The organism is Galbibacter sp., assembly GCF_035306585.1.
Lineage (GTDB): Bacteria > Bacteroidota > Bacteroidia > Flavobacteriales > Flavobacteriaceae > Galbibacter.
Genome location: NZ_DATGNU010000007.1, coordinates 12,098 through 29,051, shown reverse-complemented (window position 1 = coordinate 29,051; position 16,954 = coordinate 12,098). Strand labels below are relative to the sequence as shown.

At 38.8% G+C, this 16,954-nt stretch carries 18 protein-coding genes and 1 tRNA gene; 13 read left to right on the top strand and 6 right to left on the bottom strand.

Annotated elements, in window-relative coordinates:
- The first annotated feature begins 59 nt into the window (after window positions 1-59).
- The 4 genes from gpmI to VKY50_RS00770 all read left to right on the top strand — a co-directional run bounded on the left by gpmI (window position 60) and on the right by VKY50_RS00770 (window position 3,255).
- Window positions 60-1,580, top strand: coding sequence for a 2,3-bisphosphoglycerate-independent phosphoglycerate mutase (gpmI, locus tag VKY50_RS00785; protein ID WP_324297854.1), 1,521 nt, complete (start codon window positions 60-62; stop codon window positions 1,578-1,580).
- Between the two features lie 103 nt (window positions 1,581-1,683).
- Window positions 1,684-2,256, top strand: coding sequence for a thioredoxin family protein (locus VKY50_RS00780; RefSeq protein ID WP_324297852.1), 573 nt, complete (start codon window positions 1,684-1,686; stop codon window positions 2,254-2,256).
- Between the two features lie 169 nt (window positions 2,257-2,425).
- Window positions 2,426-2,698 carry a Sec-independent protein translocase subunit TatA/TatB gene (locus tag VKY50_RS00775; protein WP_324297850.1) on the top strand — a complete coding sequence of 91 codons (273 nt, stop codon included), beginning with the start codon at window positions 2,426-2,428 and terminating at the stop codon, window positions 2,696-2,698.
- Window positions 2,698-3,255 carry a phosphatase PAP2 family protein gene (locus VKY50_RS00770; RefSeq protein WP_324297848.1) on the top strand — a complete coding sequence of 186 codons (558 nt, stop codon included), beginning with the start codon at window positions 2,698-2,700 and terminating at the stop codon, window positions 3,253-3,255. The genes VKY50_RS00775 and VKY50_RS00770 overlap by 1 nt, the downstream gene beginning before the upstream one ends.
- 1 nt (window position 3,256) lies before the next feature.
- On the opposite strand, the gene VKY50_RS00765 is transcribed toward VKY50_RS00770, so the two are convergent.
- Together VKY50_RS00765 and VKY50_RS00760 are read right to left on the bottom strand one after the other, a co-directional pair.
- On the bottom strand, window positions 3,257-3,898 hold the full coding sequence (locus VKY50_RS00765; protein ID WP_324297847.1) for an O-methyltransferase: 642 nt from the start codon (window positions 3,896-3,898) through the stop codon (window positions 3,257-3,259).
- 75 nt (window positions 3,899-3,973) lie between these two features.
- The gene (locus tag VKY50_RS00760) at window positions 3,974-4,264 is read right to left on the bottom strand and encodes a GNAT family N-acetyltransferase (RefSeq protein WP_324297845.1); all 291 of its coding nucleotides are present in this window, start codon (window positions 4,262-4,264) and stop codon (window positions 3,974-3,976) included.
- A gap of 137 nt (window positions 4,265-4,401) precedes the next feature.
- On the opposite strand from VKY50_RS00760, the gene VKY50_RS00755 reads away from it, so the two are divergent.
- Together VKY50_RS00755 and rluF are read left to right on the top strand one after the other, a co-directional pair.
- A tRNA-Gly gene (locus VKY50_RS00755) sits at window positions 4,402-4,474 on the top strand.
- Window positions 4,475-4,536: 62 nt separating this feature from the next.
- Window positions 4,537-5,268 carry a 23S rRNA pseudouridine(2604) synthase RluF gene (gene rluF, locus VKY50_RS00750; protein ID WP_324297843.1) on the top strand — a complete coding sequence of 244 codons (732 nt, stop codon included), beginning with the start codon at window positions 4,537-4,539 and terminating at the stop codon, window positions 5,266-5,268.
- 6 nt (window positions 5,269-5,274) lie between these two features.
- On the opposite strand, the gene pepE is transcribed toward rluF, so the two are convergent.
- Complete coding sequence (pepE, locus tag VKY50_RS00745; RefSeq protein ID WP_324297841.1) at window positions 5,275-5,976, bottom strand: dipeptidase PepE; 702 nt, start codon at window positions 5,974-5,976, stop codon at window positions 5,275-5,277.
- A 111-nt stretch (window positions 5,977-6,087) separates the two neighbouring features.
- Between pepE and VKY50_RS00740 the strand changes: the two genes are divergently transcribed.
- From VKY50_RS00740 to VKY50_RS00720, 5 genes are all read left to right on the top strand, one after another.
- Window positions 6,088-6,840: a carboxypeptidase-like regulatory domain-containing protein gene (locus tag VKY50_RS00740; protein WP_324297839.1), complete on the top strand. Its 753-nt coding sequence runs from the start codon at window positions 6,088-6,090 to the stop codon at window positions 6,838-6,840.
- Between the two features lie 138 nt (window positions 6,841-6,978).
- Complete coding sequence (locus VKY50_RS00735; protein ID WP_324297837.1) at window positions 6,979-7,530, top strand: DUF6702 family protein; 552 nt, start codon at window positions 6,979-6,981, stop codon at window positions 7,528-7,530.
- Between the two features lie 58 nt (window positions 7,531-7,588).
- Window positions 7,589-9,886 (top strand): M1 family metallopeptidase, encoded by a 2,298-nt coding sequence (locus tag VKY50_RS00730; RefSeq protein WP_324297835.1) that lies wholly within the window; start codon window positions 7,589-7,591, stop codon window positions 9,884-9,886.
- A 179-nt stretch (window positions 9,887-10,065) separates the two neighbouring features.
- A complete protein-coding gene (map, locus tag VKY50_RS00725) occupies window positions 10,066-10,881 on the top strand; it encodes a type I methionyl aminopeptidase (protein WP_324297834.1) in 816 nt (271 codons plus the stop codon).
- Between the two features lie 6 nt (window positions 10,882-10,887).
- Window positions 10,888-11,661, top strand: coding sequence for a class I SAM-dependent methyltransferase (locus VKY50_RS00720; protein WP_324297831.1), 774 nt, complete (start codon window positions 10,888-10,890; stop codon window positions 11,659-11,661).
- Here VKY50_RS00720 and VKY50_RS00715 read toward each other — a convergent pair.
- Complete coding sequence (locus VKY50_RS00715; RefSeq protein ID WP_324297829.1) at window positions 11,658-12,695, bottom strand: FAD:protein FMN transferase; 1,038 nt, start codon at window positions 12,693-12,695, stop codon at window positions 11,658-11,660. The genes VKY50_RS00720 and VKY50_RS00715 overlap by 4 nt on opposite strands.
- Window positions 12,676-13,035 (bottom strand): Na(+)-translocating NADH-quinone reductase subunit F, encoded by a 360-nt coding sequence (locus tag VKY50_RS00710; RefSeq protein WP_324297827.1) that lies wholly within the window; start codon window positions 13,033-13,035, stop codon window positions 12,676-12,678. The genes VKY50_RS00715 and VKY50_RS00710 overlap by 20 nt, the downstream gene beginning before the upstream one ends.
- A gap of 171 nt (window positions 13,036-13,206) precedes the next feature.
- Between VKY50_RS00710 and VKY50_RS00705 the strand changes: the two genes are divergently transcribed.
- Window positions 13,207-15,015, top strand: coding sequence for a vWA domain-containing protein (locus tag VKY50_RS00705; RefSeq protein ID WP_324297824.1), 1,809 nt, complete (start codon window positions 13,207-13,209; stop codon window positions 15,013-15,015).
- Window positions 15,016-15,053: 38 nt separating this feature from the next.
- A complete protein-coding gene (locus VKY50_RS00700) occupies window positions 15,054-15,578 on the top strand; it encodes a hypothetical protein (RefSeq protein ID WP_324297822.1) in 525 nt (174 codons plus the stop codon).
- A 76-nt stretch (window positions 15,579-15,654) separates the two neighbouring features.
- On the opposite strand, the gene nqrF is transcribed toward VKY50_RS00700, so the two are convergent.
- Window positions 15,655-16,947 carry an NADH:ubiquinone reductase (Na(+)-transporting) subunit F gene (nqrF, locus tag VKY50_RS00695; protein WP_324297820.1) on the bottom strand — a complete coding sequence of 431 codons (1,293 nt, stop codon included), beginning with the start codon at window positions 16,945-16,947 and terminating at the stop codon, window positions 15,655-15,657.
- Between the last annotated feature and the right edge of the window lie 7 nt (window positions 16,948-16,954).

Sequence of the window (16,954 nt, the reverse complement as noted above, 5' to 3'; positions counted from 1 at the left end):
GGTAGCTTTCTTAAAAAGCCATTATAATAGTATCTTTGAAGGATAATAATTTTAAAACGATGAACAAAAAAGTAATATTGATGATATTAGATGGTTGGGGTAAGTCTCCTGATCCAAAAATATCAGCCATAGAAAATGCCAACACTCCATTTATAGATTCCTTATACGCCCAATATCCTAATGCCAATCTTTTAACTGACGGAATGAACGTCGGATTACCTGATGGTCAAATGGGTAATAGCGAAGTAGGCCATATGAACTTAGGCGCCGGTAGAATTGTATACCAAGATTTGGCAAAGATCAATATGGCCGTAGCGGACAACAAATTAGCTCAGGAAAAAGAATTAAAGGACGCTTTCACCTATGCAAAAGAGCATCATAAAAAAGTCCATCTATTAGGATTGGTAAGTGATGGTGGAGTCCATTCTCATATTGATCATCTAAAGGGCCTGATGAGCGCTGCGCACAACTTCGGATTAGATGAGCAGGTATTTATTCACGCCTTTACTGATGGTCGTGATGTGGATCCCCATAGCGGCAAAGGTTTTATTGATGATCTACTAAAACACTGCGCACAAACCCACTGTCGTCTAGCGAGCATTGTAGGTCGATATTATGCCATGGATAGAGATCAGCGATGGGAACGCGTAAAACTAGCTTATGACCTAATAGTCAATGGCCAAGGGGCTCCTTATAAAAATGCCCTAGAAGCTATCCAGGAAAGCTATGATCAAGGAGTTTCAGATGAATTCATCCGACCTATTGCACTGCAGAATGCAGACAACAACACCTTGGCCAAGGTAGAAAAAGACGATGTGGTGATTTTCTTTAACTTTAGAACCGACCGAGGTCGTCAACTAACTCAAGTGCTTTCTCAACGTGATTTTCCAGAGGAAAACATGCAAAAATTACCCTTGTATTTTGTAACCATGACCAATTATGATGAGTCCTTTGAAAACGTTCATGTGGTATATCAAAAGGATAACATCACTGCCACCCTTGGAGAGACCTTATCCAAGGCAGGAAAACATCAAATCAGAATAGCTGAAACAGAAAAGTACCCTCACGTAACCTTTTTCTTTAACGGTGGTCGAGAAGAACCTTTTGAAAACGAAAGTCGGATCCTTTGCCCATCTCCAAAGGTGGCTACCTATGACCTCCAGCCAGAAATGAGCGCTTTTGATATCCGAGATAGAATCATTCCTGAATTACAGAAAGGCACGGTAGATTTTGTATGCTTAAACTTTGCCAATCCAGACATGGTAGGTCATACAGGCGTTATGGAAGCTGCTATCAAAGCCTGCGAAACCGTGGATATCTGCGCTAAAGATGTCATTACCACGGCTTTGGAAAACGGATATACAACCCTAGTGATCGCCGATCACGGGAACTGTGATACCATGATAAATCCTGATGGCACTCCTAATACAGCTCACACCACCAACCCCGTCCCACTGATTCTGGTAGATAAGGATGTAAAACAAATAAAAGATGGTGTTCTAGGAGATATCGCACCAACTATTCTTCGTTTAATGGGTATTGAACAGCCTAAAGAAATGACCAGAGCGTCTTTGGTGTAAACCACTTTAGAGAAATTACCTTAACAACTTCACTTTTAAAGTTAGCTTTAAGGAGCTCATTTTAAAAGTGAAGTACTTAATTTAAAGACAGATTTTTCAAGTAATGGAACTATTAAAATATAAAGCAGCTACGTTGATCGTAGCCCTTGGGTTAGCCCTGTTGGCCTGTCAAAGCAAATCGAATCAAACAACAAGTGTTGATTATAGCACTCAAGAATCTATATACCAGGGAGAGGATTCTATCCTAGTGGGAAAGCACACTAGAAAACAGCTGGAGTCCGCCCCCTATAAAGAGTGGTTTGACGCAAACTACCAGGGATATCAGACTAATCAGAAGGTAATTTCAGAACTAGAGCCGCTACTTAAAGGGGTGACTATTAAAGTGTTTATGGGGACTTGGTGTAGTGATAGTCAACAGCATGTACCCGCATTTTTCAAAATCATGGATCGAGCAGATTATAAGTATACCGACTTTGAGCTCTACTCAATGACGGAAGACAAAATGACTCCTCAGGATTTTGAACAAAATTTAAACATCACGCAAGTTCCCACTTTTATTATCTACAAAGACGGCAAAGAACTCAATAGACTGGTAGAATATCCGCTAACAAGCATTGAACAAGATCTTCTAGAAATCCTCCAAGGTAAAGGTTATAAAAATCCTTATGCGCTCTAGGAGAAAAGATTTTAAAATTAAGTGAATTATTGACTCGTATAGAAATCGGCAACAAATTGGAGTTTTTGTTACGTTAAAACTTAGCATTTAAGACATAAGTATTTTAAATTTACATCGAAACTTCATTATATTTGTGCTAGTGGATTTACCACATTAAATAACAAAGTATATGTTTTTATTTATTAGTGGAGCAGAGATTGTTTTCATTCTCTTTATTGTAGTTATGGTATTTGGTGCTGATAAGCTCCCTGGAATCGCACGAGAATTAGGAAAAGGTATGCGTCAGTTAAAGAACGCTACAAATGAGGTTAAATCGGAGATTCAAAAGAGTGCAGAGAAAAACGGCTTAGATGCAGACTTCACTAAAGGAATAGGTGAAGAAGTAAGTAAGGTTAAAGATGACTTGGAAAACTTTACAGGTTCGGTAAAACGTAAGCTCTAATGCTTGAAAAACTCCTAGAGCTCGATCGCGCGCTCTTGTTATATATCAATAATTTTGGTGTTGTAGATCACGATGGGTTTTGGCTTTTTGTCACCAATCCCATTAGTTGGTTACCCCTTTATTTGGCCATCTTAATTGTCATTTGGTTTTACTTTACCCCTTCCAAATTCTATACAGTATTTCTTCATATGCTTCTGGTGCTCTTGGTTTGTGGACTAGTGACTTACATAGTAAAAATTTCTGTTGGACGCGTACGTCCAGAACATTTAGTGAGCCTCCAAAATAAATTGCGCGTATTAAGCTTCCCCACCTCCTATAGTTTCTTTTCTGGCCATGCGGCAAACTCATTTGCTATAACGACCTTTGTTCAACTGGTGCTTCGAGAAAAAACCAAATGGGTCTACTTGCTTTTTATTTGGCCAATATTATTCGCCTATAGCCGGATGTATCTAGGGGTGCACTACCCTTCGGATATTTTAATAGGAACTCTTGTTGGTGTCTTAATAGCTTGGGTGATCTATAGATTTGTGTACTTAAAAAACAAATGCAGCTCTTAAATCAAACTTTTCTACTAAGAGTTAACCCATCTCTTATAGGTAACAATACCGTATCTACCCTAGGGTCTTCTTTTAACTTCTTATTAAATTCTAACAATACTGGGGTGCTTTTATCTTTTGGATCCAAAGGCTCAACCACTTTACCACTCCATAGGACATTATCGGAAAGTATAACTCCCTTAGGGGCTACCTTATCGATCACCAAATCAAAATAAGCGGGATAGTTTTCCTTATCGGCATCGATAAATACCAAATCAAAACTCATATCAAGGGTAGGTATAATATCCAGTGCACTACCCAGGTGTTGGATGATTTGTGCTCCATAACCGCTTTTATCAAAAAATCGTCTTTGAAAATCATAGAGCTCTTCGTTGATATCGATCGTGTGCAATTGCCCATCCGCTGCAAGCCCTTCGGCCATACAAATAGCAGAATACCCCGTATAAGTTCCGATTTCTAGAATGGTCTTAGGCGCGATTATTTTTGACAAAAGACTTAAAAACCGCCCTTGAAAATGCCCGCTTAGCATTCTAGGCCGAAGGACCTGTAGATGCGTTTCCCTAGAGAGCTCTTTCAATAACTCAGGCTCATCTTCACTGTGATTATCCACATAGGATTCAATATCTTTTGAAATAAAATGCATGTTTGACTTTTTTTTTCAAATTTACGTGATATACAGTACATAAACTAACCTAAAGGCATTTGCGAATAACACAACCTAGGGGACTAACAAGTCATTGAACTGCTGATTTTTATCAAACTGTGCCTTGGCAAAAGGACAAAGTGGTATTACTTTTAAATTGTTCTCTCTAGCGTAATTGACAACGGCTAAAAACAAATTAAAACCAATTTTTTTACCTTTCAAAGATGGATCTACCTCCGTATGATCAATTATTATTTTTCTTGGTCCTGCAATGGAATAGGTCATCTCTGCCAAGGTCTTATCCTCTTTTTCGATAAAAAAACGACCCTTGCTTACAGATTCTTCCTGTTGAATTAAAACATCCATAAGTCTCTTTAGTATATTGATTAAAGGTAGTTTAAATTTTACAATTCTACCAATGCAAAAATTATACATCAAATACCTAAAAAAATATTTGCATCGCATTTAAGACTTTCTGTATATTTGCCAACGTAATAGTAAAAGCGGGAGTAGCTCAGTTGGTAGAGCGTCAGCCTTCCAAGCTGAATGTCGCGAGTTCGACCCTCGTCTCCCGCTCTTTGAAGCCCAACTAAAGTTGGGCTTTTTTTATGTAAATAAGTTGTATCTTGTAAACTACCATGGAAAAAGAACTTACCAGAATAAATAAGTATTTAAGTGAAGTGGGTTATTGTTCTCGAAGAGCTGCCGATAAGCTCATCTTACAAAAGCGAATCACCGTAAATGGTCAGCTTCCTGAGATGGGGACCAAAGTAAGCGCCCATGATGAGATTCGAGTGGACGGTAAACCCATCGGCAAACCAAGTGAAGACTTCGTTTATATAGCCTTCAACAAACCTGTTGGCATTGTATGCACAACGGATACTAGAGTTGAAAAAGATAACATCATAGACTACATCAACTACCCGAAGCGTATTTTCCCTATTGGACGATTGGATAAACCAAGTGAGGGCTTAATATTTTTAACCAACGATGGGGATATCGTCAACAAGATCCTCAGAGCTAAAAATGGTCATGAAAAGGAGTATATCGTAGGTGTAAACAAACTCATCACGGATGATTTTTTAAATCGCATGCGCAATGGAATTCCAATTTTAAATACCCTGACTAAAAAATGTAAGGCAGAAAAAATCGACAGTCATACCTTTAAAATCATTCTCACCCAAGGACTCAATAGGCAGATTCGAAGAATGTGTGAATACCTCGATTACCAAGTTACATCCTTAAAACGTATCCGAATCATGAATGTGAGTTTGGATGTGCCAGTGGGTCAGTGGCGTTATCTCACCAAAGCGGAATTAGATCGAATCAATGACTTATCGGCAGGGTCCAAAAAAACTCATACTAAATAGCGCTGTTTAGAGTTCTACCAAACTACCTGTTGCTAATTCATACGCCTGCTCTGCTTGCTTAAATACGCGAGCGGATAACGCTCCCTTTAAAGTAATTTGATCACCCTTGACATCCAGCCAACTTCCTTCCCTAAGACCAACAACTGGTATGCTATTGTAGGTATGAAATTCTTTAATTCGAGTTTCTCTGGTTTCTCCCATATGCTTTAAACCAGAAACTGGATCCAAATAATGAGGGTTGATATTAAAGGGAATTGCACCGAGAGTTTTAAAGCTCGGCGGATAAATAATAGGCATATCATTGGTGGTTTGCATGGTCACTCCTGTGATGTTGGACCCAGCGCTTGTCCCAAAATAAGGCATGCCTTCAAAAATACGTTGTCGTAATCTGGATAGCACATTAAATTTATAGAGTTGTGATACTAGTAAAAACGTATTCCCACCACCGGTGAATACGCCCTTTGCACCTTTTAGTGCTTTTTGCGGGTCTTCAAAACGGTGTAATCCAATGATACTTTTGCCAATATGCTTAAAGGCTTGTTGTGCAATTTCGGTATAGGCATCATGAGAGATCCCGCCAGGGCGTGCATAAGGAATAAAAATGATCTCATCCACCCCAGTAAAAAATTCCTGTAATTCCTTTTGTAGATAATCCAAATAAGTCCCTTCATATAGGGTGGAAGTACTTGCAATTAACATCTTTTTCATAAGCCTAAAGATTTATTTTTTTGTAAATTTATAATATAAACTCAAAACTACTATGGAGTTACCTTTATAGTTCCAAGGAGTTTTAAACGCAAAATTCTAGACAACATTTCCATGAAAAAATATCTCATTATAATTTGCCTCACCCTCTTTGCTACACAACTATCACAGGGACAATCAAATGATACCAACCTTATTCGCGGGGTGGTGTTGTATCAAAACGTTCCTGTACCCAATCAGAATGTTATCAATATTGATAATGAGCAAGCGACCACTACCAATGAGAAAGGAGCCTTTCAAATCAAGGTGAGTGTAGGAGACAAATTAGCTTTTACTTCGCTAAATTTTGAACTAAAGACCGTTGAGATCACTCAGGACATCTTTGAAAACAAAAGAATGGTAGTGGAGGTAAATGAAAAAGTTACAGAACTTGACGAGGTTGTTATAACTCCCGAACAAAGGGAGGCTTGGATCCAAAATAAAAACGCGCAATTCATGGAGTATGTGTATGAGAAGGATCATTCTACCCCAATTCGCACCAATGAAGCCATTCCTTTGAGCCAAAGAGGTATGGTTAACGGAATCAATTTTGTCAATATTTTTAAAGCCCTTTTTAATTCGAATTCTAAAAAAGACCAAAGTACTCCTATTCTCCCTAGCCAAGTAATGCGCCAGGTGTACGATGATGCGTTCTTTGTAATTGATCTAAAGATACCTCAAGACAAAATTGATGCATTTCTATATTATGTCGATGACAAACTTCCGTCCCAAGAACTGATGAGACAAGACCATGAATTTGAGTTAATCGACTTTCTGGTTGAAGAAAGTAAAAACTTTAATGCCATCTTAGAATCTGAAGATAATTAAGTTGTAAAAAAATCATTTATTTAAAAAGCAATGGAAAATGCTTCTTTTGATTAATTATCTTACCCGATTGTGAGAAGCAATCTCTACCTTTGCTTGGTATACAAAGGATCTTTTTGGTAGAATAAAAACGCGATCTAATTGAGTTTATCACGTGACAATGTACGCTTGTTTAAATGGCTTTATAAAGGCACATACCTGCTGTTGCTTATACTAGTACCGCTGTTGGGTTTTACGGCCTATCACAAGTTTTACCTCAGTGTGACAGATGTCAATTACAACGAGGAAAACCAAGCGATTCAAATGATTTCCAGGTATTTTATAGATGATATGGAAAAGCTATTAATGGAGCGTTATGACATTACGCCCAGGCTCATGTCTGATCGAGAGCTACAAAATATCGACACCTATATTGAAACCTACCTCAGGGATAAATTTATTATATTTATCGACGGGAAAAAAGTGGACTGGAACTTCATAGGCAAGCAATATGATATTGATGTTATGAAAGTCTATTTAGAAATACCCAATATAGCCAAAGGTAAATTCCACAGTATAGGTGTGCAAAGCTCGGTACTCTATGGGGTTTATCCAGAACAAAAGAATGTGGTTCACATCAAAGTAATGGATGTAAAGAAAAGTTACGTTTTGATAAAAGAAAAACACAGTGCTGTGTTAAAATTATACGATTAACTGCCCCAAGATCTGGATTATAATTATATTTCAAACTCAATATATTTACTATTTAAAAATGCAAAAAATAAAACTATTAGCAACAACCTTTGGACTCTTGATTTTCGGTCTTTCCATGGCACAAGATGGCGAAAATGGAGATCAAAAAGGTCATGAGAATACCAACAAGTTCCGACAAATGTACCAGGAGTTTGCTACTCCTAATTTATTTCGAACTGGATCTGGAGCTCCAGGTTCGGCCTATTATCAACAACAGGCGGATTACAAAATGGACATCACCCTAAATGATGATACCAAAGAAATCTCTGGAGAACAAACCATCACCTATACCAACAATGCACCAGAATCCTTAGACTATCTATGGCTTCAACTAGATCAAAATATACGAACCAAGGATTCTAAAGCGCTTATTAAAGATGGTGAGGCGATGCCTCCAGCTGAGCAGACCGCTAGTTTTGTAAAGAAACATTATGAACCTGCTTTCGATGGTGGGTTTAATATCACTCAGGTCAAGGATGGAAACGGGAAGAACCTCCCTTACACCATCAATCAAACAATGATGCGAGTAGAGATGGACCAACCACTAAAATCAGGGGAACAATTTGTCCTTAACATCAAGTGGTGGTATAAAATAAACAACCACCTTGTCGATGGCGCACGAAGTGGATATGAAGAGTTTCCTGATGGAAACAGAAATTATGTGATCGCGCAGTTCTATCCTCGTATGGCCGCTTACACCGATGTAGAAGGTTGGCAAACACATCAGTTCTGGGGAGATGGTGAATTTGCACTCCCTTTTGGAAACTTTGAAGTAAGCATTACAGTGCCTTCTGATCACATTATGGAAGCAACCGGAACCTTGCAAAATCCAGAAGAGGTCCTCACAGAAGAGATGCTAAAAGCGTATGAAAGATCGAAATCCTCCTATAAAAGTCCTGTCTTTATTGTCACAGAAGAACAGGCTATGGTCAACGAAAAAGGATATTCTACTGATAAAGCGACATGGGTCTATAAGGCGGAGAACGTTCGCGATTTCGCATTCACGACTTCTAGAAAATACATTTGGGAACGTCAAGCGGTAAGAATGGAAGATGGAAGCACCGTAATGGCTGTATCGATGTATCCGAAAGAAGGAAATCCTCTTTGGGAAGAATTCTCTACCAAAACGGTAATTCAAACGCTAAAAACGTATTCTAAACACACCTTTCCTTACCCTTATCCCAAAGCGGTTTCTGTTCATGCCAAAAATCAAGGAATGGAATATCCAATGATCTGCTGGAACCATGGCAGACCAGAGGAAGACGGAAGCTATAGTGATCGTACAAAGTTTGGGATGATCAGTGTGATTATTCACGAGATTGGACACAACTTCTTCCCAATGATTGTAAATTCCGACGAACGACAATGGGGTTGGATGGATGAAGGCATGAATACTTTTTGCCAGTATTTAACAGAACAAGAGTTCGCCAGAAATAACCCAGCAGCTGTTCCTTCAGGAGTTTACCCATCAAGAAGAGGCGAGCCCAGTAAAATTGTCAGTTATATGAAAGGCGATCAAAATTTCATCTCTCCTATTATGTCTAATCCAGAAAATGTGCACCAACTCGGCGCAAATGCTTATGGTAAACCTGCTACGGCATTAAACATCCTTAGAGAAACCATTATGGGACACGAACTTTTTGATTATGCCTTTCGAACCTATGCACAACGTTGGATGTTTAAACACCCAACCCCTGAAGATTTTTTCCGTACCATGGAAGACGCCTCAGGTATAGATTTAGATTGGTTTTGGAGAGCTTGGTTCTATACTACCGATTATGTAGATATAGGTATTGAACGTGTGAAAAAGTTCCATGTGACTTCCAAGCCCAACAACCGAGTGAAAGAGATATTAGAGCAAAAAGGTATGACCCAGTCCGACTTGCCAGCTTTGGTATATTTGGTTGCAGAGCAGAGTGATGAATATAAAAATGAGGTAGTCAAAAGGAGCGAAAAGGAAAATTTCAAAACGCTTAATGAATACTTGATGGATAATTTCACCCCATCGGAGCGGTCTAAATTAAAATCGCCCAATTATTTCTACGAAGTTACCTTCACCAAACCAGGTGGTATTCCAATGCCACTCATTGTGCAGTATACCTATGGAGATGGAAGTCAAGAAACGATTACTTATCCTGTAGAGATTTGGCGAAAAAATGATAAGCAGCACATAAGAGTAATCGCTAGCGAGAAAGAAATCACCAGTATAGAAGTAGATCCAAAAGCGCAAACAGCGGATGTAGACACTTCCAATAATAAATGGCCAAAGGATCAAACAGATTCTGATTTTGACAACTTTAAAAAAAAGGTGCAATAACTGAACCTAACCTATCTTAAAAACGAGTCCATGGTTTGTCTTGGACTCGTTTTTTTCTTTACCGTGGGTTTAGTCTCCATAAAGAGAAACCGCGAAAAACAAAAAATAATAGCTACTTTTGCTCCCATAACTAGCCAATGATAAATTAAAGCCGCATTAGATTCTAAAAATAACAGTATATGATTGAGTTAAAAACGCTTGAAGAAATTGAATTGATGAGAGAGAGTGCCCTAATAGTATCCAAAACACTGGGTATGTTAGCCACGGAATTAAAGCCAGGTGTTACGACGAAATATTTAGATAAAATCGCAGAGGATTATATCAGAGAGCAAGGGGCCGAACCAGGATTTTTAGGCTTATATGGCTGTCCCTCTACCCTACTGACATCAACCAATGAGGCGGTGGTCCATGGACTACCGACAGATATACCACTAAAAGAAGGTGATGTCGTATCCATTGATTGTGGTGCACTAAAAAATGGTTTCTATGGCGATCACGCATATACTTTCGAAATTGGTGAGGTTGAAGCTGAAACTAAGAAACTACTTAAGGTAACCAAAGATTCACTATACATCGGAATTCGGGAGTTCAAGCATGGGAACCGTGTGGGTGATGTTGGTTATGCGATTCAAAAATACTGTGAAGATCACGGATACGGTGTTGTTAGAGAACTTGTAGGGCATGGTCTTGGAAAAAAGATGCACGAAGATCCTGAAATGCCTAACTATGGCAAAAGGGGGCGTGGCAAAAAATTCCAAAATGGCATGGTGGTGGCCATTGAACCAATGATAAATATGGGAACGCACCGTATCAAACAATTAAAAGATGGCTGGACGATTGTTACGGCTGATGGCAAACCAAGTGCTCATTTTGAACACGATGTAGCCCTTATTGATGGTAAACCTGAGATTCTATCTACCTTTCATTATATCTATGAAGCCCTTGGTATAAAGAGTGATGAGGAGAATGAGTTTAAAAATCATGTAACAACCTAAACCTCCTTGAAGCACGTTTTTAAATTTTTCTTAAATAAGGTTCCACGCCCCTTGCTTATAAAAATAAGTTATTGGGTCAGTCCAATTGTAGCCTTTTTATATCGAGGAGAAGGTTATCATGATCCTATTGATGGGAAGAACTATCGTTCTTTCTTGCCTTATGGCTACGAGAATCAGCGAGAAAACGTGCTAGCTCCTGGAACATTGTCTTTAGAGCGCCATCGTTTGTTATGGCTTTATTTGGCAGAAACAGATTTTTTTACCAAGCCTTTAAAACTTTTACACTTCGCACCAGAACAAGCGTTTTATAAACGTTTTAAAGTTCAGAAGAATTTGGAGTACACTACTACTGATATTGAATCTCCTCTTGCAAGCGTTAAAGCCGATATCTGCGACCTTCCCTTTGAAGACGATTCTTACGATGTTATTTTTTGCAACCACGTTTTAGAGCACATCCCAGACGACTTAAAAGCGATGCAAGAATTATTTCGTGTAATGAAGCCTGGAGGCTGGGGTATTTTCCAAGTACCTTTAGATACACAACGCTCCAAGACCTTTCAGGATGATCGTATTACGGATCCCAAAGAGCGGGCAAAAATATTCGGCCAATATGACCATGTAAGGGTCTATGGAATGGATTATTTTAACAAACTCAGAGGTGTTGGCTTTGAGGTTCAAGAAGTATTGCTTCAGGATAAACTAACGCCTAAGCAAATCCAGTGCTATGGACTGAACCCTTCGGAAATACTTCCAATTTGCAGAAAGCCCTTAGGTAATTAATTCAGTAGTCGTTCCTGAAAACCTTTTGTTTTATACTCGCTTAGATCACCATCCTTATCAGCTACTATAATATAGGCCTCAATTTCAGGGTTTTGTTTTAGAAAGGCCTTGGTTTTCTCCAAAGGCATGACCATCAAAGCCGTGGCATAGGCATCCGCGATCATACATTGATCTGCAATGATCGCAATACTTAATACATTGCTTTTTTTTGGATAACCAGTGTGTGGATCAACAATGTGCACATAGTGTTCTTTAGTAATCGGGTCTACTCTAAATTTTCTGTAATTGCCACTAGTTGCCATGGCCTTATTTTTCAGTTGAACCTTAGCTATGAACACATCCTGTTTTCCACTTTGAATGGGACTCTCTATGGCCACCACCCAATTTTTAGTGATATTAGCAAAATCCCTATCCCCCTTTACCATGAGTTCACCTCCTAATGCTATGGCATAATTCTCTACCCCATTTTCCTCCAGCACTCGGGCAACTAGATCCACAGTGTAGCCTTTTATCAAGGCGTTGAAATTTAATTTTGTTTGGATGTTTTCTCTTATAACCCTATTGTCATTTGACAAATAAACTTTCCCAAATCCTATATATTCCATTAAACTATCTACCTGATTATTCCCCATACTACTTAAAGCTTTGCTAGAACCAAATCCCCAAGCATCTATTAAACCACCAATAGTCGGGTCAAAATAGCCTTCTGTTTGTCGCCATACATCCTTTGCTGTGGTATACACTTCCTTGAAATAGGCATCGACAACCTTATTCGTATCACCCCGGTTTATAGCCGATAAATCTGAGGTAGGTAAATAGGTAGAAAGTGATTGATTAATATCCTGAAAAACTTTTTGAATTTCCTGCCTAATGCATAACGAATCCTCGAGGGCATCATAGCGTATCTGATAGGTAGAGCCCAGCACATAGCCTTCTTCGATTTTCACCTCTGGAGCTTTCCCTATGGAGCAACTTCCTAGCAACATCAACAACCCTAAAACTAGGGTTAACTGATTAAATTTCGGTAATTCCATTAAAGTTTATTATATATTTATCACCCTTAAATACTCCTTTTGTATAATCATTCGCATTGGCTATGCCCACTCCAGCGTAATAAGTTCGTGCTTTAAAGTTCAGTGCATGCTGTTTTACTATTTCCATATAGGTGACATCATAGGTTGCAGGGTTATTAGGGTACCTTATAGCTCGAACCACAACAAAATGAAGCTTTTTATTCTTCAAGCATACGAATTGCGGGTCTTTCTTTAGCTTTGAATTGACGGTCATAAACTCAAAACCTTCTTTTTCAAGCTCTTTACCAACGACATTCATCGCCAAATTATGCAGCTCCTGCTCTGTAAATTCTTCAGGCATCGTATTGTTGCTATCTTAAAATTTTCCATATGCAATCTAATAAATTTAATTGAATTCATCCGAAAATACACCAACTAAAACGATGGCTTTTAGAGGGTTTGTTATAGGGGGGGGTGTTTTTGGCACAAAACTTGTTTTATTCACTTTAAAAATCAATAAATTATATCCAATATGCGAATCGTCCTCTTGTTATTAGTACTATGTTCCTCATGGACCAATGCCCAGTACCTCACCATTAGCGGCCGCGTTACAGATACAAAGAACAACAAGGCTTTAGTGGGTGTCTTAGTTACCAATAAATTCACGCAAGTCACCGCTATAACTGATCAAAACGGAAACTATTCCATTAAAGCAGCAATTGGAAACACGCTACGCTTTACTTTAGAGGAATATCACCCTGTAGAGATCGTTGTACAACACAGTACTAAACTAGATGTTCAATTAGATCACAACCCACCACAAGTCCTTCATGTAGATGAGCTTAGTGAAGAAGTTGTACAGGTTTATGCGCCACCGCGTAAAATTAGAGGGGTCAGCAGAACTAGTACGCCTGTTCTAGGCAATAGAATTCCTGTAGCTACAAATACAGAGCGCTATGCAAAGATCGTGGAAAATGGATTTCAGCAAGTGCGCTACAAACCACTTTCCACCTTCTCTATAGATGTTGACAAGGCTTCCTATAGCAATATGAGACGCATGATAAACAATGGAACTAAAATACCCAAGGATGCTATCAAAGTAGAGGAATTGATCAATTACTTTACTTATAATTACAAGCAACCCGAATCTAAACACCCTATTTCCATAGCAACCACTTTAAGTAAGGCGCCTTGGAATAAAGATCATCAACTCCTAAAAATAGGCTTACAAGGCAAAGAAGTGCCTTTAGAGCACCTTCCAGCCTCCAATTTAGTCTTTCTAATCGATGTATCAGGTTCCATGAATGCACCGAACAAATTACCGCTATTGAAGTCAGCTTTAAAGGTTCTAGTTGAAAAATTAAGACCTATAGACAAGGTGGCCATAGTCACCTACGCAGGCTCCGTTAGGGAAGTTCTTCCTCCCACCTCTGGCGGTGACAAACAAACTATTATTGCTTCCTTAGAAGCGCTTCGGGCTGGAGGGTCTACTGCGGGAAGTGCAGGAATTAAATTGGCCTATGAAACCGCCGAAGAGCATTTTATTAAAAATGGAAACAATCGTGTGATAATTGCCACCGATGGAGACTTTAATGTTGGTCCATATACGGACAATGAAATGGAAGAATTAATTACTGAGAAACGAAAATCGGGCGTATTTTTAAGTTGCTTAGGTTTCGGGATGGGGAATTACAAAGATTCAAAGATGGAAATTCTGGCAAACAAGGGCAACGGTAATTATGCCTATATTGATACCATGCAAGAGGCGCAACGCATTTTAGGAACTGAGTTTGGTGGTACCATATACACCATTGCCAAAGATGTTAAACTACAATTGGAATTTAATCCTGCCCAAGTACAAGCATACCGACTAATAGGCTATGAGAATAGACTTCTAGAGGATGAAGATTTTAAAGACGATACTAAAGATGCGGGGGAGTTAGGGAGTGGACACACGGTAACGGCACTATATGAAATCATTCCTGTTGGAGTCCACAGTAAGTATTTAAAAGATATAGACTCTTTAAAGTATACGAAAGTAACGCCAAGTACCGATTTTAAAGATGAACTAGTAACCATAAAATTCAGATACAAAAAACCAGGTGCGGCTAAAAGTAAAGAGGTTGTTCATACCGTTGGAAGCACCGTTGAAAAATCAGATGCTGACTTTAACTTTGCAGCGGCCGTAGCAATGTGGGGAATGTATGTAAGAGAATCTGAATATTTAAATGGTGCAACCAAAGATCAAATTATTGCCTTAGCCGATGGAAATAAAGCGCAAGACCCGCAAGGCTACCGAGCAGAGTTTGTGCGTCTTATAAAAAGTTACCACCAAAATTAGTATCTTTAAAAGGCTAATTCATTAAAAACAAAAACCATATGAAAACTTTTAAATTCACTAGACCACTACTAGGGGTATTGATTTTCAGTCTCTGTTTATCCTGCAACAAGGAGAAAAAAGATAAGAAAAGCTCCGAAAGTAACATGGAGATGACTGCAAAAACAACACCTATGGAAATTGAAATAGTTGAAAATTATTTTACAAAAAACGATATGGCGCCTAGGGTAGTTCAGTATTTCACCATCGATAACCAGGAGGACTTTGACAAGCAATTTGGGGCAGCTAAAACAATGAATAATTCCATAACTACCATTGATTTTAAAAAAAATAGAATCGGTGCAATTGTAATGCCAACCACCGATGTACAAACTACTATTGAGATTTCTGATGCCCAGCGATTTGGATCTGGTGCTATTATCACCTACCAAACCATCAAGGGTGATAAACAGTCATTTTCAACCATACCAACACTGATATTTAAATTACCAGCAGATAACAAACTAAAGACCCTGGAGTTTAAATCGGATGGGGATAGCAAGATCATCACCGTGCCTTCGAGGTAAAGTTCAATAAACACGATAAAAAAAACCGCCAATTAGCGGTTTTTTTTATCTTATATCCCAAATTTCGGGTGGTCTCTTATCCTCCGAAATCATCAAATCGAACATTTTCAGGTGGTACTCCAAAATCATCACACATTTTTTCAACTGCCTTGTTCATCAATGGTGGACCACAGAAATAGAATTCAATATCCTCTGGTGCTTCATGGTGGTTTAAGTAATGGTCGATAACCGCTTGGTGTACAAATCCAACAAAACCATCTCCTTCAGCATCCATGGAATCTTTAACTTTCCAGTTATCCTCCTCTAAAGGTTCAGAAAGAACAATGTGGAATTTAAAGTTGGAGAATTCACGTTCAAGTTCTCTAAAGTGCTCTAAATAGAACAGCTCACGTTTTGAACGCCCTCCATACCAATAAGATACTTTTCTACCTGTTTTAAGTGTTTTGAATAAGTGGTATAAGTGAGAACGCATTGGCGCCATACCTGCTCCACCTCCAACGTAGACCATTTCAGCATCGCTCGGATTGATGAAGAATTCACCATAAGGCCCTGAAATAATAACTTTATCACCAGGTTTTTTAGAAAATATATAAGATGAAGCAATCCCAGGATTTACATCCATCCATCCGTTTTTATTACGATCCCATGGTGGGGTGGCAATACGAACGTTCAACATGATTTCCCTTCCTTCAGCTGGATAAGAAGCCATAGAGTAGGCTCTTTCCACAACTTCGTCATTTTTCATAACCAGAGGCCAAAGATTGAACTTATCCCACTCCAATTGGAACTTATTAGGATCATCATGCTCCTCTGGGTGAGCCGTAATATCCATATCCTTAAACTTAACTTCCCCTTTAGGAATTTCAATTTGAATATATCCTCCTGGTTGATAGTCCATATCTTCAGGTAGCCTAACCACAAATTCCTTAATAAAGGAAGCAACATTCCAGTTACGAACAACCTCAGCTTCCCATTTTTTAATACCGAAAACCTCTTCAGGAACTTGTATAACCAAATCTTGTTTGATTTTTACCTGACAACTGAGTCGCCATCCTTCTGCGATTTCTTTTCGTGTAAAGTGTGGCTCCTCCGTAGGAAGAATTTGACCTCCTCCTTCTTTAACGATACATTTACACTGAATACAGGTTCCACCTCCTCCACATGCAGAAGGTAAAAATATTTTACTGTTACCCAAGGTAGACAACAAAGTGCCACCAGAGGAAACCTCTAAATCTTTCTCTCCATTGATCTTTACGGTCACTGGACCAGAAGGGAGTAGCTTTGACTTGGCGAACAAGAGAGCTATTACCATTATGATGATGAGTGCTAGAAAGACTACTAAACTTGCTATGATTACTGAATAATCCATATCCTAC

Coding starts and splice junctions, on each gene's coding strand:
- gpmI (WP_324297854.1), top strand. CDS start 60: ATGAACAAAAAAGTAATATTGATGATATTAGATGGTTGGGGTAAGTCT.
- VKY50_RS00780 (WP_324297852.1), top strand. CDS start 1,684: ATGGAACTATTAAAATATAAAGCAGCTACGTTGATCGTAGCCCTTGGG.
- VKY50_RS00775 (WP_324297850.1), top strand. CDS start 2,426: ATGTTTTTATTTATTAGTGGAGCAGAGATTGTTTTCATTCTCTTTATT.
- VKY50_RS00770 (WP_324297848.1), top strand. CDS start 2,698: ATGCTTGAAAAACTCCTAGAGCTCGATCGCGCGCTCTTGTTATATATC.
- VKY50_RS00765 (WP_324297847.1), bottom strand. CDS start 3,898: ATGCATTTTATTTCAAAAGATATTGAATCCTATGTGGATAATCACAGT.
- VKY50_RS00760 (WP_324297845.1), bottom strand. CDS start 4,264: ATGGATGTTTTAATTCAACAGGAAGAATCTGTAAGCAAGGGTCGTTTT.
- rluF (WP_324297843.1), top strand. CDS start 4,537: ATGGAAAAAGAACTTACCAGAATAAATAAGTATTTAAGTGAAGTGGGT.
- pepE (WP_324297841.1), bottom strand. CDS start 5,976: ATGAAAAAGATGTTAATTGCAAGTACTTCCACCCTATATGAAGGGACT.
- VKY50_RS00740 (WP_324297839.1), top strand. CDS start 6,088: ATGAAAAAATATCTCATTATAATTTGCCTCACCCTCTTTGCTACACAA.
- VKY50_RS00730 (WP_324297835.1), top strand. CDS start 7,589: ATGCAAAAAATAAAACTATTAGCAACAACCTTTGGACTCTTGATTTTC.
- map (WP_324297834.1), top strand. CDS start 10,066: ATGATTGAGTTAAAAACGCTTGAAGAAATTGAATTGATGAGAGAGAGT.
- VKY50_RS00715 (WP_324297829.1), bottom strand. CDS start 12,695: ATGGAATTACCGAAATTTAATCAGTTAACCCTAGTTTTAGGGTTGTTG.
- VKY50_RS00710 (WP_324297827.1), bottom strand. CDS start 13,035: ATGCCTGAAGAATTTACAGAGCAGGAGCTGCATAATTTGGCGATGAAT.
- VKY50_RS00705 (WP_324297824.1), top strand. CDS start 13,207: ATGCGAATCGTCCTCTTGTTATTAGTACTATGTTCCTCATGGACCAAT.
- VKY50_RS00700 (WP_324297822.1), top strand. CDS start 15,054: ATGAAAACTTTTAAATTCACTAGACCACTACTAGGGGTATTGATTTTC.
- nqrF (WP_324297820.1), bottom strand. CDS start 16,947: ATGGATTATTCAGTAATCATAGCAAGTTTAGTAGTCTTTCTAGCACTC.